Origin of the sequence: Novosphingobium nitrogenifigens DSM 19370 (assembly GCF_000192575.1) — a bacterium.
Classification (GTDB): domain Bacteria; phylum Pseudomonadota; class Alphaproteobacteria; order Sphingomonadales; family Sphingomonadaceae; genus Novosphingobium; species Novosphingobium nitrogenifigens.
Map to the genome: position 1 here is coordinate 1,079,178 of NZ_GL876926.1, position 16,590 is coordinate 1,095,767.

General features: G+C 62.8%; 17 protein-coding genes and 1 tRNA gene. 7 read left to right on the top strand and 11 right to left on the bottom strand.

From position 1 onward, the window contains the following. The 4 genes from Y88_RS05160 to Y88_RS05175 form a co-directional block, all read left to right on the top strand. A partial coding sequence (locus tag Y88_RS05160) for an integrase core domain-containing protein (protein ID WP_040702367.1) occupies nucleotides 1–228 on the top strand: 228 nt, incomplete at its 5' end. A gap of 488 nt (nucleotides 229–716) precedes the next feature. Continuing rightward, nucleotides 717–3,425: an NB-ARC domain-containing protein gene (locus tag Y88_RS05165; RefSeq protein WP_008066900.1), complete on the top strand. Its 2,709-nt coding sequence runs from the start codon at nucleotides 717–719 to the stop codon at nucleotides 3,423–3,425. 91 nt (nucleotides 3,426–3,516) lie between these two features. Beyond that, nucleotides 3,517–4,074 carry a hypothetical protein gene (locus Y88_RS05170; protein ID WP_008066902.1) on the top strand — a complete coding sequence of 186 codons (558 nt, stop codon included), beginning with the start codon at nucleotides 3,517–3,519 and terminating at the stop codon, nucleotides 4,072–4,074. Beyond that, the gene (locus Y88_RS05175) at nucleotides 4,071–4,478 is read left to right on the top strand and encodes a hypothetical protein (RefSeq protein WP_018075968.1); all 408 of its coding nucleotides are present in this window, start codon (nucleotides 4,071–4,073) and stop codon (nucleotides 4,476–4,478) included. The genes Y88_RS05170 and Y88_RS05175 overlap by 4 nt, the downstream gene beginning before the upstream one ends. 490 nt (nucleotides 4,479–4,968) lie before the next feature. On the opposite strand, the gene Y88_RS05180 is transcribed toward Y88_RS05175, so the two are convergent. From Y88_RS05180 to Y88_RS05190, 3 genes are read right to left on the bottom strand one after another with little or no spacing between them, the layout of a single operon-like run. Continuing rightward, nucleotides 4,969–5,496, bottom strand: coding sequence for a carboxymuconolactone decarboxylase family protein (locus Y88_RS05180; protein WP_008066907.1), 528 nt, complete (start codon nucleotides 5,494–5,496; stop codon nucleotides 4,969–4,971). Between the two features lie 44 nt (nucleotides 5,497–5,540). Beyond that, nucleotides 5,541–6,305: an SDR family oxidoreductase gene (locus tag Y88_RS05185; protein ID WP_008066910.1), complete on the bottom strand. Its 765-nt coding sequence runs from the start codon at nucleotides 6,303–6,305 to the stop codon at nucleotides 5,541–5,543. A 43-nt stretch (nucleotides 6,306–6,348) separates the two neighbouring features. Next, nucleotides 6,349–7,149 carry an SDR family NAD(P)-dependent oxidoreductase gene (locus tag Y88_RS05190; RefSeq protein WP_018075966.1) on the bottom strand — a complete coding sequence of 267 codons (801 nt, stop codon included), beginning with the start codon at nucleotides 7,147–7,149 and terminating at the stop codon, nucleotides 6,349–6,351. 140 nt (nucleotides 7,150–7,289) lie between these two features. On the opposite strand from Y88_RS05190, the gene Y88_RS05195 reads away from it, so the two are divergent. Further along, nucleotides 7,290–8,216 carry a GlxA family transcriptional regulator gene (locus Y88_RS05195; RefSeq protein WP_008066915.1) on the top strand — a complete coding sequence of 309 codons (927 nt, stop codon included), beginning with the start codon at nucleotides 7,290–7,292 and terminating at the stop codon, nucleotides 8,214–8,216. Nucleotides 8,217–8,546: 330 nt separating this feature from the next. On the opposite strand, the gene Y88_RS05200 is transcribed toward Y88_RS05195, so the two are convergent. The 7 genes from Y88_RS05200 to Y88_RS05230 form a co-directional block, all read right to left on the bottom strand. Next, the gene (locus tag Y88_RS05200) at nucleotides 8,547–9,476 is read right to left on the bottom strand and encodes a HEPN domain-containing protein (protein WP_018075964.1); all 930 of its coding nucleotides are present in this window, start codon (nucleotides 9,474–9,476) and stop codon (nucleotides 8,547–8,549) included. Nucleotides 9,477–9,535: 59 nt separating this feature from the next. Then, a complete protein-coding gene (locus Y88_RS19505; protein ID WP_008066920.1) occupies nucleotides 9,536–9,733 on the bottom strand; it encodes a sigma factor-like helix-turn-helix DNA-binding protein in 198 nt (65 codons plus the stop codon). A gap of 35 nt (nucleotides 9,734–9,768) precedes the next feature. Next, complete coding sequence (locus Y88_RS05210; protein WP_008066922.1) at nucleotides 9,769–10,659, bottom strand: ArdC family protein; 891 nt, start codon at nucleotides 10,657–10,659, stop codon at nucleotides 9,769–9,771. Nucleotides 10,660–10,734: 75 nt separating this feature from the next. Beyond that, nucleotides 10,735–12,702, bottom strand: coding sequence for a ParB/RepB/Spo0J family partition protein (locus tag Y88_RS05215; protein ID WP_026167022.1), 1,968 nt, complete (start codon nucleotides 12,700–12,702; stop codon nucleotides 10,735–10,737). A 145-nt stretch (nucleotides 12,703–12,847) separates the two neighbouring features. Continuing rightward, complete coding sequence (locus Y88_RS05220) at nucleotides 12,848–13,147, bottom strand: helix-turn-helix transcriptional regulator (RefSeq protein WP_008066926.1); 300 nt, start codon at nucleotides 13,145–13,147, stop codon at nucleotides 12,848–12,850. A 43-nt stretch (nucleotides 13,148–13,190) separates the two neighbouring features. After that, nucleotides 13,191–14,438: a tyrosine-type recombinase/integrase gene (locus Y88_RS05225; protein WP_232280922.1), complete on the bottom strand. Its 1,248-nt coding sequence runs from the start codon at nucleotides 14,436–14,438 to the stop codon at nucleotides 13,191–13,193. A 208-nt stretch (nucleotides 14,439–14,646) separates the two neighbouring features. Continuing rightward, a tRNA-Ser gene (locus tag Y88_RS05230) sits at nucleotides 14,647–14,736 on the bottom strand. Nucleotides 14,737–14,898: 162 nt separating this feature from the next. Between Y88_RS05230 and hspQ the strand changes: the two genes are divergently transcribed. Continuing rightward, entirely contained in the window at nucleotides 14,899–15,279 is a 381-nt protein-coding gene (hspQ, locus tag Y88_RS05235) for a heat shock protein HspQ (protein ID WP_008066930.1), read from the top strand. A 61-nt stretch (nucleotides 15,280–15,340) separates the two neighbouring features. Here hspQ and Y88_RS05240 read toward each other — a convergent pair whose 3' ends face one another. Then, entirely contained in the window at nucleotides 15,341–16,234 is an 894-nt protein-coding gene (locus Y88_RS05240; protein WP_008066932.1) for an ABC transporter permease, read from the bottom strand. 152 nt (nucleotides 16,235–16,386) lie between these two features. On the opposite strand from Y88_RS05240, the gene Y88_RS05245 reads away from it, so the two are divergent. Beyond that, nucleotides 16,387–16,590, top strand: a 204-nt coding sequence (locus Y88_RS05245) for a GcrA family cell cycle regulator (protein ID WP_040702368.1), incomplete at its 3' end; no start/stop codon positions are given.

Consider the following 16,590-nt stretch of genomic DNA (forward strand, 5'->3'; position numbering starts at 1 on the left):
AACAGCTATGACAATGCCTTGGCCGAAACGATCAATGGCCTCTACAAAGCCGAGGTGATCCATCGCCGCGGACCTTGGCGCTCATTCGAAGCCGTTGAGTTCGCCACGTTGGAATGGGTGGACTGGTTCAACAATCGGCGGCTCTTGGAGCCCATCGGAAACATTCCGCCGGTCGAAGCCGAGCAGCGCTACTATGCCATGCTGGACGACGTCCCACTGGCCGCCTAATTTAAGATAAATGGCCTCCGGCAATCCCGGCGCGGTTCACCGTCGCTCAAATCAACGACGCTAAATGTCTTGAATTGGTCGACTGCTGCCGGTGCAACGACGGACGCCTCGTGGGACTTAGCGGTCGTTCACACGCCACAGGCTGAACGTCGGCTCTTTAAGCGTAAGCCGATGTTCAGTGTTTCCTTCTCGGTATCGCTTCACGACAGAAGCTGGGCCGATAACGAGGTGTTGGCTCCCGAGCGGCGAGTGGGGAAATAGATATAGCGCCATGCGGTAAGAGCGCGATCCATCTCGTCAGCGGCAGCCAAGATGGCTATCTGTTACAGAGCTGACCAAGACAACCAATGCTTTAGCGACCCTAGATCACCTCCAAGAGAGCGCGGATCAGGTGTTCGACATACGAAACTAGCAATTCGGCGTGAAATGACGGCAGGGTCGCCTTCAAAACCGGCCATCCTAAACGCGTCGAAAGAAGGTAAAGTAAAATGCGCGAATCCTTGCGGGCTGATTATACTGCGCGGCTGATGGACGGGATAGGCCGCATCGGTCCGGGACCGATGTTCGAACGCTTCGGGGCAAAATTCCTCGACCATCACTTGGACGTGGTCCTCGTTCATCGTGGCCTCAACGCCCAGCTGAGCCCGGTCGGGCACACTATTGACAGCTATGACGATGCCGGCGGAGTCGGCGCCGAATATTCGATCGATCAGGACTATTTTTCGGGGTCGATGCCTAAGGCTAGGGACGACCTGCTCCACGTCCTGCGCAAGCATCCCACCGTCGCCGACATCTACCTCTTGTCCTCGCGCAAGGCGGGTGAGGGCATCATCCCGGCCTTCACCCAGCGAACGCAGCACTGGCCGGGTATGCTCGCGCGCGCGCTCCATGTTTACGACGCGCGCCGCATCGCCGAGGTGATCGTAGACGAGCTGCTGCCGAGCGACGCGGCAATCGACGATCTAGTCGAGCATCTGCCCGCGCTCGCGGCGATCATCGACGACGCCGCCGCCAGCCTTGCGGTGCCGGGCGTCGATTCGCGCCATGTCGATCGGCCCGAGGTCGGCGCGATGATCGCCGACGCGCTCGCCGCGCGCGGCCCGGTCGCGACCATAGCCGGCATCGGCGGGCTAGGGAAATCCGAGGCAGCTGCCGCCTATGCCGAGGAACATCGCGGGAGATACGACACCTGCATGTGGATCGACGGAGACACGCTACGCCGCACCGCCGACCTTAAGGCGATCGCGCTCTGGCGCGGCGGCGACAGCCGCAATGTTGCGGCGATGCTCCGCGCGCATCGCTGCCTGCTGATCATTGACGACATCGCCGACACGATTGGAGCCGACGAGCTTGCGCCCCTTTGTGGCGACGGCTCGCACATCATTCTCACCCGGCGTACACCGCGCGAGGGGGACGTGGTGGTCCCGATGCTGTTGCGCGACGAGGCGCGCGCGATCCTCGATCAGGGTCTCGCTGATCCCTGTCCCGACGCCATCCTCGACGCGCTGCTGCACACCGTCGGCGGCCACCCGCTCAGCCTCGCGCTCCTCAACCGCGTCGTCAAGGACGGCACGAGCTGGAACGACATCGCCGAAGACTGTGCCGCGATCCCCGAGTTAACCTTGGGCGATCAGCGTCTCGCCGACCGGTTGCTTGGCCGCCTCAGGTCGGCGCTCGGCCACGAGCTCCAGCTGTTCGAATGGATGGGCCAAGCGAGCTGCGATCTGCGGTTTCTGCGCCGCGCGATCGGCGGGATCGGCATCGCCAAGCTGCGTCAGCACGGTCTCACTGCGCCCGACCGGCCGAGCACGCTACGCCTCCACGACATCATTCAAGCGAGCGTCATGACGCAACGCTGGCTGACGCCCGAGCGCATGGCGACGCTCGACGACACGCTGGAGAACGTGATCGAGGCGCTAATGGCCGAGGAAGGCCTTGCGCTCCGCGTACTCGCCTCGACGATGCGCGCCAAGCTCGAGGTGCTCGCCGCACGCGATCCGCGTCCGGCATTCCTCGTCGCGCTGCTTGAGATCTGGAAGCCTGGCGAGACGCGCCCTGACCTCTTGCCGGACCCAGCCGACGCTGCGGAAGCCTTGGCGGTCAACGCCGCCGCGCCACGCTCAGCGCAGGTCCGCGCCGTGCTCGAGACGATCGAAGGGCTCTATCGACATGACAAGCTCGCTTCCGTCGGTGGCGCCAAGGACAATCTGCGTGCGCGCCTCCCGGTTTACGAGCGCCTCGCGGCGCTCGGCGGGCTCGACAGCCGCACCGAGACAGAGATCCGCCATCACTACGCCAAGGCACTCAAGAATGTCGGCCGCGACGCCGAGGCCCAGGCAATGTTTGAGGAGGTGCTAGAAGGACCACACCCGCTCCCTGCCAGCCGCCTGCAGCTGGTCCGCCTCTACGGTCGCGCCAAGGAGAGGGTCGACTGCGCGGCGGAGCAGGCCGATATCGTACTCACCGCCGCAGGTGCCGCAGGCGCGGTGTCCAGCAATGTCGCACTCGCCACGCTGCAATCCCTGCCGTCCGCGGGCGGCAAATGGCGTCAGGCGCTGTTCGACAAGCACGCCGACCTGATCGAACGCGAGATCGTCGTCGCCGCCAAGGCTGGCGCCGAGGACGCACTCCTTGCCTTCGCCGCTGTCGCGCGCCATTGGTCGTGGCACGATCGTGACCGTCTCCTGCGCGTCTTTGCAAGCGTCGAGCTGATCGATCCGTTGATGCTTGACGACCGGACCCGCGCCGCGTGCGGCGAAGTCTTCGCCGAGGTGGGTAAAGCGCAAGATGGGGCGGCTTTCCAGAAGCAGGCACTGCGCTACTACGAAGCGGTCGAGGCGCCGACAGACTTCGGCCTCCAAAAGCACGGCCAGCTGCTGATCGAGATGGATCAGCCCGCCGAAGCGGAAGCAGTCCTGCTCCGCATTGCAGAGCCGGGAGCGTTTGCCTTGTACCGGCTTTCGCAGGCGCAACTCGCGCTGGACAAGGCTGCAGATGCGCTCATCGCGATCGACACAGCGCTGGCGAGACTGGACAGCAAGCAGGCGTATTTCCGCTCCAGCTTCCTGGCGCAGCGCTATGACGTACGCCGCGCGCTGAACGACTCCGATGCGCGCGACGATCTTGATGAGGCGCATCGACTCTGTGAGCCTGGCAAGTACAAGGACTTCCTCGGCGGGCGCCTCGCAGCGTCATGAACCGGGCCAAGCGCTGCCCCCCGCGCAGGAGTGGCGGAAGGCGTGTGGCGGCGCGTTGCCCGGCGGGCGCGGCTCGTCTAGGCTGGTCGTCATGCCTCAGCTCAATCTGACCCTCACCCTCGATCTGTCTGACGACGAGGCGGCCGCCGCCGCCGACACACTCGGCTGCAATCCTGCCGACCTCGCCCAGCATTTCCAGCCCTACGCCCCGGCGGCGCTGCGCGAATATGTGGAAATGCTCGCCGGGCAGGCGATGACCAGCGTCACCGACCTGCGCGAGCGCCGGCTCGTCGCAATCCTGATGGCCTTGCCTGCCGCCGATTTCCCAACTGATGAACGGATCGCGCGGCTGTTCAATCTGACCAGCGCGCAGGGCCGGGCGCTGCTGCGCGCTACGCTGTCGCGGCACCGCAATCGCCTCAAGGGCGTGATGGAGGCGGCGGCGCGCCGCTTCATCGCAGCGTGCCAAGGCCAGCCAGGCGCCGAGCGCGAGGCGCGCTTCCCCAACGCGGTGGTGATCGAGATGCTCAACGGTCAGCTCGCAGCTGCCAATTCGCCGCGTGCGCCGATCCGCCGCAAGCCCGGTACGTTTGACACCTATGTCGTGGCGAACGGCGCGTACAACGAGCTGCAGGCGCTCTATCGGTGAGCACCACCGAGCATCTCCCTGACGCCATCTCGGCGGCGAGCCTCGTTCTTGCGGTGCTCGCTGCGCTATACACGTTATGGCTGCCCGCAGTGTCAGCAGCACTGGCTATCACGCCCGCCGACGACAAGGAGGATCGCGGGCCTCAGCGCGCCCAGGTCGTGACGGCGCTGTTCACTAAGGCGCTGCCGCTCGCTGGTGCCACCCTCGCCGCGACGTTGATCTTGCTGCCTCGTGGAATCGCGATCGTCGTCGAGGCATGGATGCGCTGGCGCGAATGGGGCTTCGACGACGTCAAGGGCTTCTTCGTGCTCACGCTCTCGCTTATGCTGCTGCTCGCTCTGGTTTCGTCCATGCAACTCATCGGGCTCCTAAAGAAGCGGAAGGAGATTGGTCCCAAACCGTAGGTGGGGTCGTGAACGCCAAAAATCTCAAAATTGGCACCCAGCATATTGCGTCCTGGACAATGTGAGTTTCTGGACGTCCATTTAAAGCGGACGCCTCACATCGTGATGCGGACGATCGCCCTGCCCCTGCGTGGACTTGGGGGGACATGCGTCGAAATCGGCATTGAGCACATCCTCGGCGAATGGTTGTTCTGGGGGTAAGCGTGTGATAGCCAGAACAGAGGAGATTGGGATGCCTTGAAGCCCGGCAGCCTTCGCATTTTGAATGACCGGTTCCCGCGCGAGCCGACATTCCCGCAGCCGCTATTGAACGGCATGAGTTGGTCGGCTGCCGCCAACAGCGGAACGCGGCGTCGTGGGACAAAGCGGTTGTTCGTGGAAGATCCGATCAACGACCGGCGTTGCCGTTAGCCGTCCTTCCATAAGCCGCAGCCTTGTGCGGTCTCGAACCGCACAAGGCTGCCGGATTTTCAGCTTTGAGAGCGCTGACCTAGATCGCCGGAAAATCCACTTCAGTGCCAGCAACATTGTTGATCAGGTTGGTGAAGAAGTTTTCGGCGACAACGGCCACGATCTCCACGATCTGACCTTCGCTGAAGCCAGCCTTGCGGATGGCTGCGATGTCTTCCGCCGAAACCTTGCCCCGAACCTCTGCTACCTTGCGAGCAAAGGCTGTAACTGCTGCAGCGTCCGGATCGGCCGAGGTGCCTTGGCGGGCAAGTGCCACTTCCTCTTTGCTCAGCTTGGCGAAAGTGTAGCCGGTGTAGCTATGCGCCGCATCGCAGTATTCACAGCCGTTCACCGCCGCCACGGCAAGGGCAATGCGCTCGCGGGTCTTGAGATCAAGTGCCTTGCCAAGCCCTTGGTTCAACGCTGTGTGGGCATTGATCACTGCCGGGCTGTTGGACAGGACGCGGAAGAAGTTAGGCACCCGACCCAGCTTGCCGTTGATCGCGCCCAGCGTGGCCTGCGATCCTTCCGGGGCAGCGGCGGTTTCGGGGATGGTGATACGAGACATGGTCTTTCCTTTCGTATTTCAAGAAATTGATCGGGAGGTGGGACTCAGGCGCCAGTCGGGATCGGATTGTCGACAAGGCTCTGGTTGAAGGCCTCGAACAGGGTGTGTTCATTGGCGCCCGGATTGTCGCGCATCACCTTGATGCTATCGACGATCACCTCGGGCGCATCGGTCGCCAGCGCCACCAGCGTCTGCTCGATGAAGTCTGGCAACGGCATCGCCCGCGGATCGCCGCTCTTGTAGATCAGGTCGGTATCGACCCACGGCGGCGCGATTTCCTGCACCTGCACCCCGGTGTTGCGAAGCTGGAACCGCTGCGACAGGGCGTAGGAATGGAGCGCGGCCTTGGTGGCGGAGTAGATCGCGTTGCTGGCGATCGGCACGTAGGCAAGCACGCTGCTGGTATAGAGCACGGTGGCTTGCGGCTGGGTCTTGAAGTGTTCGATCAGGGCAGATGTCACCCGGATCGGGCCGAGCAGGTTGGTGGTGATCAGATCCTGCGCCAGATCGTCATCCACCGGCTCGCTCACATCGTCGAACGGCATGAACCCGGCGTTGTTGAACACGACGTTGAGGTTCGGGAACCGCTCAATCAGTTCGTTCGCCGCATTCCGGATGCTGTCGAGGCTGGTCACGTCCAGCTGGATCGAGGCCATTCCGGGGTTGGCTGCGGTCACTTCGTCAAGCAGCGCGGTGCGGCGGCCCGAGATGATCACCTGATTGCCGAGCTTGTGCAGCGCCTCGGCCAGGCCACGGCCGATGCCGCTGGTGCCGCCGGTGATGAAGATGGTATTGCCGGTGAGTTTCATGTCGAATTGTCCTTTGTCTGGAGAGGATGGCTGGAGGGAAGGATCAGGCCTCGACGTGGAAGCGGGGGGCGGAACGGGTGGCCGAAAGCTGCGGGCCGAGCGCGGCGCGGGCGGTTTCGAAGGCGTTCCACAGTTCGATGTCGCGCAGCGCCGGGATCGTGGCGGTCTCACCCAGGTCAAGGCCGGCCAGCGCCGCATCGACCATGTCTTCTGCGTCCATCACGATCTCGCTCGGCAGATGCTCCACCGGAAGCCCGCCCAGCGCCCAGAAGTCGGTGCGAGTGGCACCCGGCATCACGGCCTGGGCGCGGATGCCCTTGTCGGCCAGTTCGTGGTTGAGCGAAGTGGTGAAGGCTTGGACGAAGGCCTTGCTGCCGCCATAGACACCGTTGAGCAGCTCGGGGGCAACCGCCACGATCGAAGCGATGTTGATCACCGTGCCGCCACCGCGCGCTACGAAGCCCGGCACCGCGGCATAGGTCAGCCGCATCAGCGCAGTGACGTTTAGCTGCACCATCGCCGCCATCTTCTCGACATCGCTTTCCAGCAGCGTGGTGTGCGTGCCGATGCCGGCGTTGTTGACCAGCGCCGTCACGCTGGCATCCTCGCGCAGGACCTTCTCGACGCGGGCAAGATCGGCAGCGTCACCAAGGTCGGCAGAGAGCACTTCGACCGAGCGGCCGGTCTTGTCCGAGATCTGCGCGGCCAGCGCCTGCAGCTTGTCCTTGTTGCGGGCAACGAGGATGAGGTCATAGCCGCGGGCAGCAAGGCGATCGGCATAGATCGCGCCGATGCCGGTCGATGCGCCGGTGATGAGAGCCGTGCCCTTGGATGCAGTGGTCATGGTCATGGTCCTTCTTGCTGTCGGGGAGAGCGCCGTTGCTCTCGACACGGACCTTATGGACGCATACACCGATGTCTGATATGACGTATAAACTACGTTTTTAGGACATGCTGTTTGGAGGCCGCATGCCACACGTTTCGATGGTACTCACCCCCGGCTTCCAGTTTCTTGCTCTGGGCGTGCAGGCGGCCTTCGAACTTGCCAACGCCATCAAGGACGAGCCCTACTACACCCTCTCGATTGCTTCGGTAGAAGGCGGCCCGGTCACCTCGTCCAGCGGCTTTGCCGTTCCCACAGTACCGCTCGCCGAAGTGGGTCAGGTAGACACCTTGCTCCTGCTCGCCGGCCTTGTGCCCCCGCCACGACAGGACGAAGCAACGCTCGAAACCCTGCGTATCATTGCAAGGGAATCTCGCCGCGTGGCAGGGCTGTGCACTGGAGCCTTCCTGCTTGGGCAGATGGGCCTGCTGGATGGCCGCCGTGCGACAACCCACTGGTCCTACGCTCGCCAGATGCGCGAGGATTTTCCCAACGTCCGCGTCGAGGATGATCGTATCTTCATCAACGAAGGCGCAGTGTGGACCTCGGCAGGACTGACGGCGGGGCTCGATCTCGCCGTAGCCCTGATCGAGAAAGATCTCGGTCGCGACGTAGCAGGCGCAATTGCCCGCCGCCTCGTCATGCACCATCGCCGCGCCGGGGGCCAATCGCAGCATTCCGAACTGCTCGAACTCGCCCCCAGCAGCGACCGCATCCAGAAGGCGGTGATCTTTGCCAAGGCCCATCTCGCCAATCCGTTGACAGTTGAGGAACTGGCCGAGGTCGCCGCTCTTTCACCGCGCCAGTTCGCCCGTGCCTTCCGCGCGGAAACCGGCCAGACCCCGGCCAAGGCAGTCGAGCAGATGCGACTGGAAGCCGCGCGGTTGCTGATCGAGGAAACGCGCCACCCGATGGACCAGATCGCGCGCGAAGCGGGCTTCGTCGACATTCGCCGCATGCGTGAGGCGTTCATGCGGCAGTATGGACAGCCACCACAGGCCCTGCGCAGACTGGCCAAGGCGCCTTAGGTGCAAAATCTGTAGAGGCGCCAACAATCAGTGCACGCCAGTTGCACTGGCGCCGACCAGATTTTAGATCGCTTTGGGAGCGAACTGCCATTCCGGTGTTCGTCGCACGACGACCGGCTCTGGTCGTGACCTGCCGTTTCGGACCGTCCTCCAAAACCGGCATAGTCGAGCTGCTCATACATGTCGTAGCCATCTGATTGCTGGCGCCCGAACTTGCCTCGCGACTAACGGCCCATCAGCGCCGTTTCTTCCCGACGAGGCTTTAACGCTATCCAAAGCCTGTCATTCCATCCCCATCCGAAGGCACGAGCGACAGCGACCTGATGCCGGTCATCCAGCAGCCCGGGCCGTTTCTTCCAGTTGTTCAATACGTTCCGAACAGATGGCATGTACGACTCTGCCGAGCTCTTCGACCTGCTCCCCGAGCCAGGCCAGTTCCTCCTCGCTGATCCGATAATGCTTGGAATAGCGGGCCTTGACGTAGGCTTCCTTGAGCTTCTCAAACATCGCGCGCTGCTTGCGGTTGTCACTGGGCCAGACGTGAACGAGGCGAACGTCCAGTCGCTCGGCTTGTGTCCGCAAAAAGCCGAGATTGTGGACATGTGGCGTGTAGAAGGTCACTACCAGAAGGACGCAGTGGTAAAGGCGCTCAGCAGACTGGTGGAGAATGAAGGCTGGCTCTTTGGTTCTCCCCTGCGCGACAAGATCACGCGCGGTACCCAGATAGACAAGCGCGCTGGGGTACCACTCCTCAAAATACTCCCTCGCCATGGCCAGCGCGGCATGCGGCGTCTTCGGCTTGGGCTGGTGCAATTCGGTATCGTCGCTCTGGTAGAGCGCGATGCCATCGCGGGCCACATCCATGAAGAAATAGCGCCCATGGGCCAGCCCGTCGTTCACCTCCTGCAGGGTGTGAACGATGAAATTGACCGGAGTGCGGATCGTGCCGGCCAAACCGTATTCGCGCATTAGCCGCTCGTCGAGCTTGGCCCAGTATTTGACGCGGTCGGTCAGGCGCCTGTCGTTGACGATGACGAGGAGGTCATAGTCCGACTGGTAGCCCTTCGCGGTGTGTGGCTCGTCCACCCAGCCGCCGCGCGCGTAGCTGCCGTAGAGGATGACCTTGAGAATCCGCCCCTTCTTCTTCCACTCGTGCGAGGCCAGAGCAAAGGCGTCCTCGAATTCCTCGAAGACGACCTGCATCACGCGTTCCAGCTCTCGCTGTTTGTTGGCGGGAAGATGATCGAGATCGCTGCGCATGACACAGGCACCCTGTCGCCATAGCCGTCCGATGGCAAGCCATCGAACGACCTGAATTTTCACCACAGTCGCAAGCGTTTCCACCAGCTTCCTTGGACAGCGCGGCAAAGCTGACGAAGCGCTGCGGCAAATTCCGCCTCAACATCCCCGATGCCGATTCCGTGACGCAAGGCCAGATCGTCATAACTGGTGCCATCGAGGCGCACAGCCCAGAAGATCGCGCGCTGGCGCGGGGTCATCCGGTGCAAGGCGCACATGTATCGCCAGCTCGATATCAGGGCTGACAAGCGGCTCACGCGGCAAGAACGTCAGCGGATGGCTGCTGCGCCCACATCCAGTCGGCGGCTTGCTGCGCCTTGCCCGCAGCGGTGAAGATTGCGCGGGGATCATTCTTCAACAAAGAGAGCCATGACGCGATGTAGGCAGCATGATCCCGTCGGGGATGATGCGCCAAACCGAGATCGGCCAGCACGAACGAGGCCGTGAATTCCGCGCAGGCCTCTTCGATCGGAAGCCAATCGTCCCTGAAACGATCCTGGAAGCGACGATCGAGCCGATGCCGGGCGCCGGTGGCATGGCCACACTCATGCAACAGCGTACCCACATGATCGACAGCGCTGCGGAATGCCGAAAACGGGGGCATGAAGATCGCATCGAGATCGATGCGGTAATGCGCATTATAGGCCCCTTCCCGGATCGGAACCCCCAGTGCCGCAGCGAATGCTTCGGCGTGGACGATGCGCTCGCTTTCGGGCAGAACCGGCGGGGCGTGGGGCTGATAGCCATCCACTTGCGCAAGATTGAAGACGATGAAGGCGCGGGCAAACATCCGCCCGGGACGCTCTGCGCCCCTTCCCTCGGCAGGCAATCCGTCCTCTTTTCCTGACCACGGTTTCCACAGGACCACGGCGATGCCGCGCTCCCCCTTGCGGACTTGCGCGCCAAGCGCGTGCCATTGCCGATACGTGCCCCACAAACCGCTGGCATACCCACGGTTCTGGGCGGCGGCCCACAGGACCAGGACATTGATCCCACGATAACGACGGTTCGAGGCCACATTCTCTGGACGGGTCACCGCAGCACCATCATGGTGCCAGGGCATACGCCATTCCCCGGCGCCTGCCTCGATAGCGGTCACCAACTCGCTGGTGACCTGCGAATAGACATCGTGACGCGATTGCATGGAGGGTCTCCCTCTTTCGCACGACGGACGCAGCCCGATTGCGGCGGCGTCCTTCTGTCGACATGAATGGATTGATCAGGTGGCCTGGGCCGGTTGTCCGGCCTGATGCGATGCGTCATCGTCCTCGGCCGCAGACGGCAGCGGCGTCACGAAACGCATGACTTCTGGTACCCAGGCAAGGGCACGTTGCCTGATGTCGGCCTCGACGATTGCTTCTCCGGCACAGAGCCGCGTTGCAATGCCGGCCAGTTCCGCCTTCTTTGCCACGACATGACGAGCAGGAAGACTCGGGTCGATATCGCCAAGGATCTCAAGGATCGCAGCCTTGCGCAGGCGATCAAAGAAGCCTTCGGCGCCCGGCCGCCAGGTCTGAGCAGTGTCGATGCCGATCAATGCCCCCAGCTGAGTCTGGAACGGAAGGTCATGATCACCTCCGGCCAGACTTGCGCGAAGGCCGCGCCCTACCGCCAGTGCCAGCCAGGCGAGCCTGGTATCGACATCAAGGCGACGAAATTCCTGGAAGGCCGCAAAGGCGTCATCTCCCTGACACCAGCCCCGGCCCAGGACTGCTTCCAGTTCGGCAAGCTGGAGGGCGGCATGTGATGGCGGAATGCCGTTCACCCCCTTGGGGTCTCCTCGATCCCCCAAACGAACCGTACAACCGGTCTGGATCGGACATCCAGGTTCCGCCACCGCGCTGGCCAGAGAAAACATCGCCAGATCGAGCGCCAGCTCCGGATCTCGCGCGACATGGAGCGCCAGGACATCGCGCCGATCCATCGCCAATTGTTCTTCAAGGGAACGCGGATACGCAGAAGGAGCGGGCGCAGCCTCGGTATCCATCGGGCCTCGCTCTTCACTCACCCGACCTTCCTCATCGGCATCCACAGTCCGGATCCGGTAGAACATATCGTGCAGTTGCGGCCGCCCGGCCAGATCGAGCCGTAAAAACGTTCCGACCCGAGGCCGGTCTTCGTCGGGAATGATCGGATCGGTTCGGCGCAACCGGTCGCGCTCGAGGGCAAGCGCATCGTATTCCTGTTCGAGCAGACCGCCCTCGCTACCATCGGGTGCCTCATCGAGGGCGTCGGCGACGTCACCCATTCGCGCCTCGATTTCCGCAATGCGTGCCAATACCTCGGCCGTGGGCTCGGCCTGTTGAGGCCAATAGACCTGTAGATCCCGTGTCTGGTCGTGGGTGACACAGGACGCAAGACACGGCCGGACCCAGCCCAAGCGGCAACCCAGCGCCGCGACATCGGCTTCATGGGCAAGCTTTTGCATGGCCAGATCGCGCGCAAGTTCGCCATCGATCCAACTGCCCTGCCCTTCCTCGCTGAACAGGTCACGCTCGATCCGCCCTCCGCAGGCAAGATATTCCGCTTCTCCCAGGAACAAGGCGACAGGATGGTCGGCCGCCAGAGCATCGTCGGCAAGCGCGCGGCGGATCGCCTGCGGATTTTCGCCTTGCCAGTTTCCGGACAGACGCTCCCAGACCAGCAACTGACGTGCCTGATCACAAGTTGCTCCATAGGCCATGGCGACATCAAGCGTGATGTCGCCGCCGGCCAGCGCTTCAAAAATGGGATCGACCAGGTCAGCCAGACGCAACCGCCCCTGCACATGGCGCACAGTCACGCCGAACCGCCGCGCAACCGCCTCGACGTCGGCACCATCGGCAATGACATCGTGATAGGCGCGCGCCTCATCGGCCGGTGCCATCGCCTCGCGCAGGATGTTTTCGGCAAGGCTGGCTTCGCGCGCACTGGCCTCGGCGCAGTCGAGCAACCGCACATCGACCATACGATCTTCAGGCCAAAGGTCCCGTTCGATCAGCAGGCCGATGGCGCGCCAGCGCCTTGCCCCGGCATGTATGTCGAACAAGGGTTTGCGCCCCTTGGCCGGGCTGACGACGAGCGGTTGCAGCAGACCATGCTCGGCTATGCTGGCTGCCAGAGCATCAAGCCCGGCATCGCGTTCGATCTTGCGGACATTGGCCTGCGACACGCGCAGTCGAGCGTATGGGACGGCAGTGGCGTGCATGAAAGGTCTCCGGGACCATGTGCGAGGCCCGGATCAGGGGACGCTTTAACCTCCCGGGGGGCCTCAGCCTCCCTGCCCCTCCTCTTCTCTCCAATCCGCCCCCACCCACCTGGCAGACACTCTCGCCCAGGTCGGAACACGCAACCTAGGGATGCAACATTCGCTGAAACGATCCCCGGCGACGCGGGCCAAGCGGTGGCTTGGGTGGTTTGACCACGACCGGTTCGGTCAATCGCCGCTCAATGAAGGCCTCCAGGCTCCGCATGGCGACGATCGATGCACTGCCAACCTTGATCAACGGGATCTCGCCTGCTGCAACCAGATCGTAGAATTTGCTGCGGCTCAGCCCAAGAAGAGCAGCAGCTTCCGGAACGCGAATGGCGAGCCGCTCGCCCGATGCCATGCCCGGCGGCAGTTTGGGCTCTGCGGCCCGGTCCTTTGCCATGGATTTTCTCCTGTCTGAGGCTGCGTGGCCTTCGCTATGGTCGTCATCGCACCGATCGCCGCCGCAGCACCGGCAGGGGCCGCGCCGCGCCCACCACGCCGATCGCCGGGCGCTGCACGGAACTGGCAGATATCGGCGGCGCGTGAACGGCTGTCGCCCTGGGCGGCGGCAAGCAATAGTCCGCCCATTGCTGCATCAACCTGGCACGCTTGCGGAAGAAGTCCGTGCGCAGATAGGCAGCTTTGGTCTTGTCACCCACGGCATGAGCCAGACAGGCTTCGGCAACAGCATCGGCCACATCGGTCTCCTCTGCCGCCCAATCACGAAAACTGGACCGGAAGCCGTGGACCGTGACCGGCACCGCCATGCCACGGACCAGCTCCAGCAAAGCCATATCCGACAGGGCCGCGCCCGAAATCGGCCCGGGAAAGATGTGATCAGAGCCCTCGACGCACAGGTCTCGCGCCCTGCGGAAGACATCGGCCGCCTGGCGAGACAGGGGCACATAGTGCGTCACGCCCATCTTCATCCGCTCAGCCGGAATGGTCCAGACCGTCAGGTTTTCGTCCAGCTCGGACCAGCGGGCATTGCGGATTTCTCCTGAGCGAACCGCAGTCAGGATCAGGCCCTCAAGCGCCAGAGCGCTGGCACAGGCAGGCTTTGCGCGGAGATCGTCCAGAAAGCTGGCGACGTCATGATAGGCCAGCGCCGCAAAATGCCCTTTCCGCTTGGGTTGGCGCGGGAGCCCCTTGGTCAATGAACGCATCGGCGCTTCGCTATCGCGAAAGCCGTTGGAATAGGACCAGTCGAGCACCGCGCCGATGCGCTGGCGCACACGCCTGGCCGTCTCGGGGACCTTCAGCCAGATTTCTGCAAGCACATCGCGAATCATCGGTCCGTCGATCTTGTCGACCGTCAGCTTGCCCAGTTTGGGATAGGCATAGAGCTCGAGCGTCTTGAGCCATTGTTGGGTGTGCTTGCCGTTCTTCCAGCCCTTGAGCATCTCCGCATGTGCGCGCCTCGCCGCCTCCTCAAAGGTCGGTATCACCTTGAGAACCTTGCGTCGCTCCTCGAGCGGATCGATACCCAGGGCAGCGAGACGCCTGGCCGCGCCTGCCTCGAGCCGGGCAGTCTTGACCGAGACGTAATTGGCATCGCCCAGCCCGATGTCTCGCCGGACCCGGTTCACCTGGATGCGCAGGACCCAGCTCTTGCCGCCAGAAGGCGAAATCCTGAGGTAGAGCCCCTCGCCGTCAGCATAGCGCCCCGGCTCGCGCAGCTCCTTGATCATCGAGGCAGTGAGCTTTCCCATGCCCGGAAATCTATCATCGAAACGGTCCGGAACAAACCCACCGGTCCTTCGCCAATCCCACACATGATCCCACACGAGCTCGGCGACAGACAAATCCGCAGGAGTTCCCGGACCAGAGAAAATCGCGGATATTCAACACATTGGTGCGTAAAATAGCGCACCATGGCGAGCTGTGGGATGAAAGGCTTGGCGGAGAGGGAGGGATTCGAACCCTCGATACCCTTGCGAGTATGCCGCATTTCGAGTGCGGTGCATTCGACCACTCTGCCACCTCTCCGCGAAGTGTCATTGGGAAGCGTGAGCTGTCCCGGTCGGGAAGGCGCCGTTAGCGCATGGATTCTGACTTGCCAAGGGGGGTAATGCACAAAATCACACGAAGGGAGAGACAATCCACAACCGGTCGCTTGTTTGAGCCCCGCGACGGACCTATATATAACCTATGCAGCAAGCGAGCTTCTTTTCGCCTCAGGCGGGCAAGGAAATCACCGCCCCCGACATCAGCGTGGCCCGGTTCGCCATCGGCGATGTGGTCCGGCACAAGTTGTTCGATTTTCGCGGCGTGATTTTCGACATCGATCCTGTCTTTGCCAATACCGAGGAATGGTACGAATCGATTCCCGAGGACATTCGTCCGCCGCGCGATCAGCCGTTCTACCACCTTCTCGCCGAGAATGACGAAAACAACTACGTCGCCTATGTCAGCCAGCAGAATCTGGCCGATGACGCGGAATCGGGGCCGGTGGACCACCCCTCGCTGACGGAAATGTTCGAAGGTTTCCGCGACGGGCGTTATCGCCTGCGTCGCAAGCTATCGCACTGATCCGGTAGCCCGACTTGGGCCCGGTCGCCTTTACGCGACCGGGCTTGGATCTTGCAGCCGATCAGCTCCGGATCCGCCAACCTGCCTTGAGCAGGGCATAGGTGATCAGCGCCAGTACGGCATTGAGCACGCCAAGGCCTGCCGCACCGCTGAGCACGGCGTCATTCGTCGCGCCGATGTCGCTTTGCCCCAGAAAGCCGAAGCGGAAACCCGAGATCACGTAAAACACCGGGTTGAATGAACTGATCGTGCGGAACAGCGGGGTCAGGCGCGTGATAACGTAGAACGTCCCCGACAGCATCGCCATCGGCGTGATGATGAAATTCGTGACAGCAGCGTTGTGATCGAACTTTTCCGCCCACATCGAGGTCAGCACCCCGATCAGCGCGAACAGCACCGATCCCATCAGTCCGAACCAGACAACCGCCCAGGGGTGATGGATCGAGAGGTCGATCCCCGGCCAGAACGACATCGCGCCGTAAAGCACCAGGCCGACAAGAATGGCGCGCGTCACCGCCGCCGAGACCAGTGCCAGCAGCAGTTCGGCCTCGGACACCGGCGGCATCAGGTAATCGACGATCGTACCCTGGATCTTACCGACCAAGAGCCCGAAGCTCGAGTTGGCGAAGGCATTGTTGACCATCCCCATGGCAATGAGGCCGGGCGCAACGAAGCTGGCGAAGGGCACGCCCAGCACCACGCGACCACCGCCCCCCAGTGCCAGCGTGAAAATGACCAGATAAAGAAGCGTCGTCACCGCCGGAGCCCAGATCGTCTGGGTCTGAACCTTGAAGAAACGACGGACCTCCTTCATATAGAGGGTCCACAGCCCCAACCGGTTGAAGCCGTGGAAAATCGGCGTTCCCGGTGGCGGGAAATTCCCGACGGACAGTTGACGGGGGTGCGTTGAGACGGTTTCATGCCGCGACGCCGCGGGGATCGGTTGATCGGCCATGCATGGTGCGGTATCGCGCCCGGCAGGTAATGGCAAGCGGTGGGCAAGGAGCCCAACCGCTTGTCGCATGAGGCAAGCGACGGACAACCGGCAAAGCCGTTGTCCGAACTTGAAATAAGAGGGCGTATCCTGCGCCCGTGAAGGACTTTGGCATGAGCTGGACGGAAGAGCGGATCGAAAAACTGACCAAGATGTGGGAAGGTGGTGCCACCGCCAGCCAGATCGCCGAGGAACTGGGCGGGGTCAGCCGCAATGCCGTGATCGGCAAAGCCCACCGCCTTGGCCTGAAGGCCCGCCCATCCCCGGTCAAGCCGAGCGACAAGGGCGAAAACGCGGCCCCCAAGCCTGCAGCCGCG

Coding starts and splice junctions, on each gene's coding strand:
- hspQ (WP_008066930.1), top strand. CDS start 14,899: ATGCAGCAAGCGAGCTTCTTTTCGCCTCAGGCGGGCAAGGAAATCACC.
- Y88_RS05210 (WP_008066922.1), bottom strand. CDS start 10,659: ATGCAATCGCGTCACGATGTCTATTCGCAGGTCACCAGCGAGTTGGTG.
- Y88_RS05215 (WP_026167022.1), bottom strand. CDS start 12,702: ATGCACGCCACTGCCGTCCCATACGCTCGACTGCGCGTGTCGCAGGCC.
- Y88_RS05195 (WP_008066915.1), top strand. CDS start 7,290: ATGGTACTCACCCCCGGCTTCCAGTTTCTTGCTCTGGGCGTGCAGGCG.
- Y88_RS05225 (WP_232280922.1), bottom strand. CDS start 14,438: ATGATCAAGGAGCTGCGCGAGCCGGGGCGCTATGCTGACGGCGAGGGG.
- Y88_RS05240 (WP_008066932.1), bottom strand. CDS start 16,234: ATGGCCGATCAACCGATCCCCGCGGCGTCGCGGCATGAAACCGTCTCA.
- Y88_RS05180 (WP_008066907.1), bottom strand. CDS start 5,496: ATGTCTCGTATCACCATCCCCGAAACCGCCGCTGCCCCGGAAGGATCG.
- Y88_RS05220 (WP_008066926.1), bottom strand. CDS start 13,147: ATGGCAAAGGACCGGGCCGCAGAGCCCAAACTGCCGCCGGGCATGGCA.
- Y88_RS05165 (WP_008066900.1), top strand. CDS start 717: ATGCGCGAATCCTTGCGGGCTGATTATACTGCGCGGCTGATGGACGGG.
- Y88_RS19505 (WP_008066920.1), bottom strand. CDS start 9,733: ATGTGCGCCTTGCACCGGATGACCCCGCGCCAGCGCGCGATCTTCTGG.
- Y88_RS05190 (WP_018075966.1), bottom strand. CDS start 7,149: ATGACCACTGCATCCAAGGGCACGGCTCTCATCACCGGCGCATCGACC.
- Y88_RS05170 (WP_008066902.1), top strand. CDS start 3,517: ATGCCTCAGCTCAATCTGACCCTCACCCTCGATCTGTCTGACGACGAG.
- Y88_RS05200 (WP_018075964.1), bottom strand. CDS start 9,476: ATGCGCAGCGATCTCGATCATCTTCCCGCCAACAAACAGCGAGAGCTG.
- Y88_RS05185 (WP_008066910.1), bottom strand. CDS start 6,305: ATGAAACTCACCGGCAATACCATCTTCATCACCGGCGGCACCAGCGGC.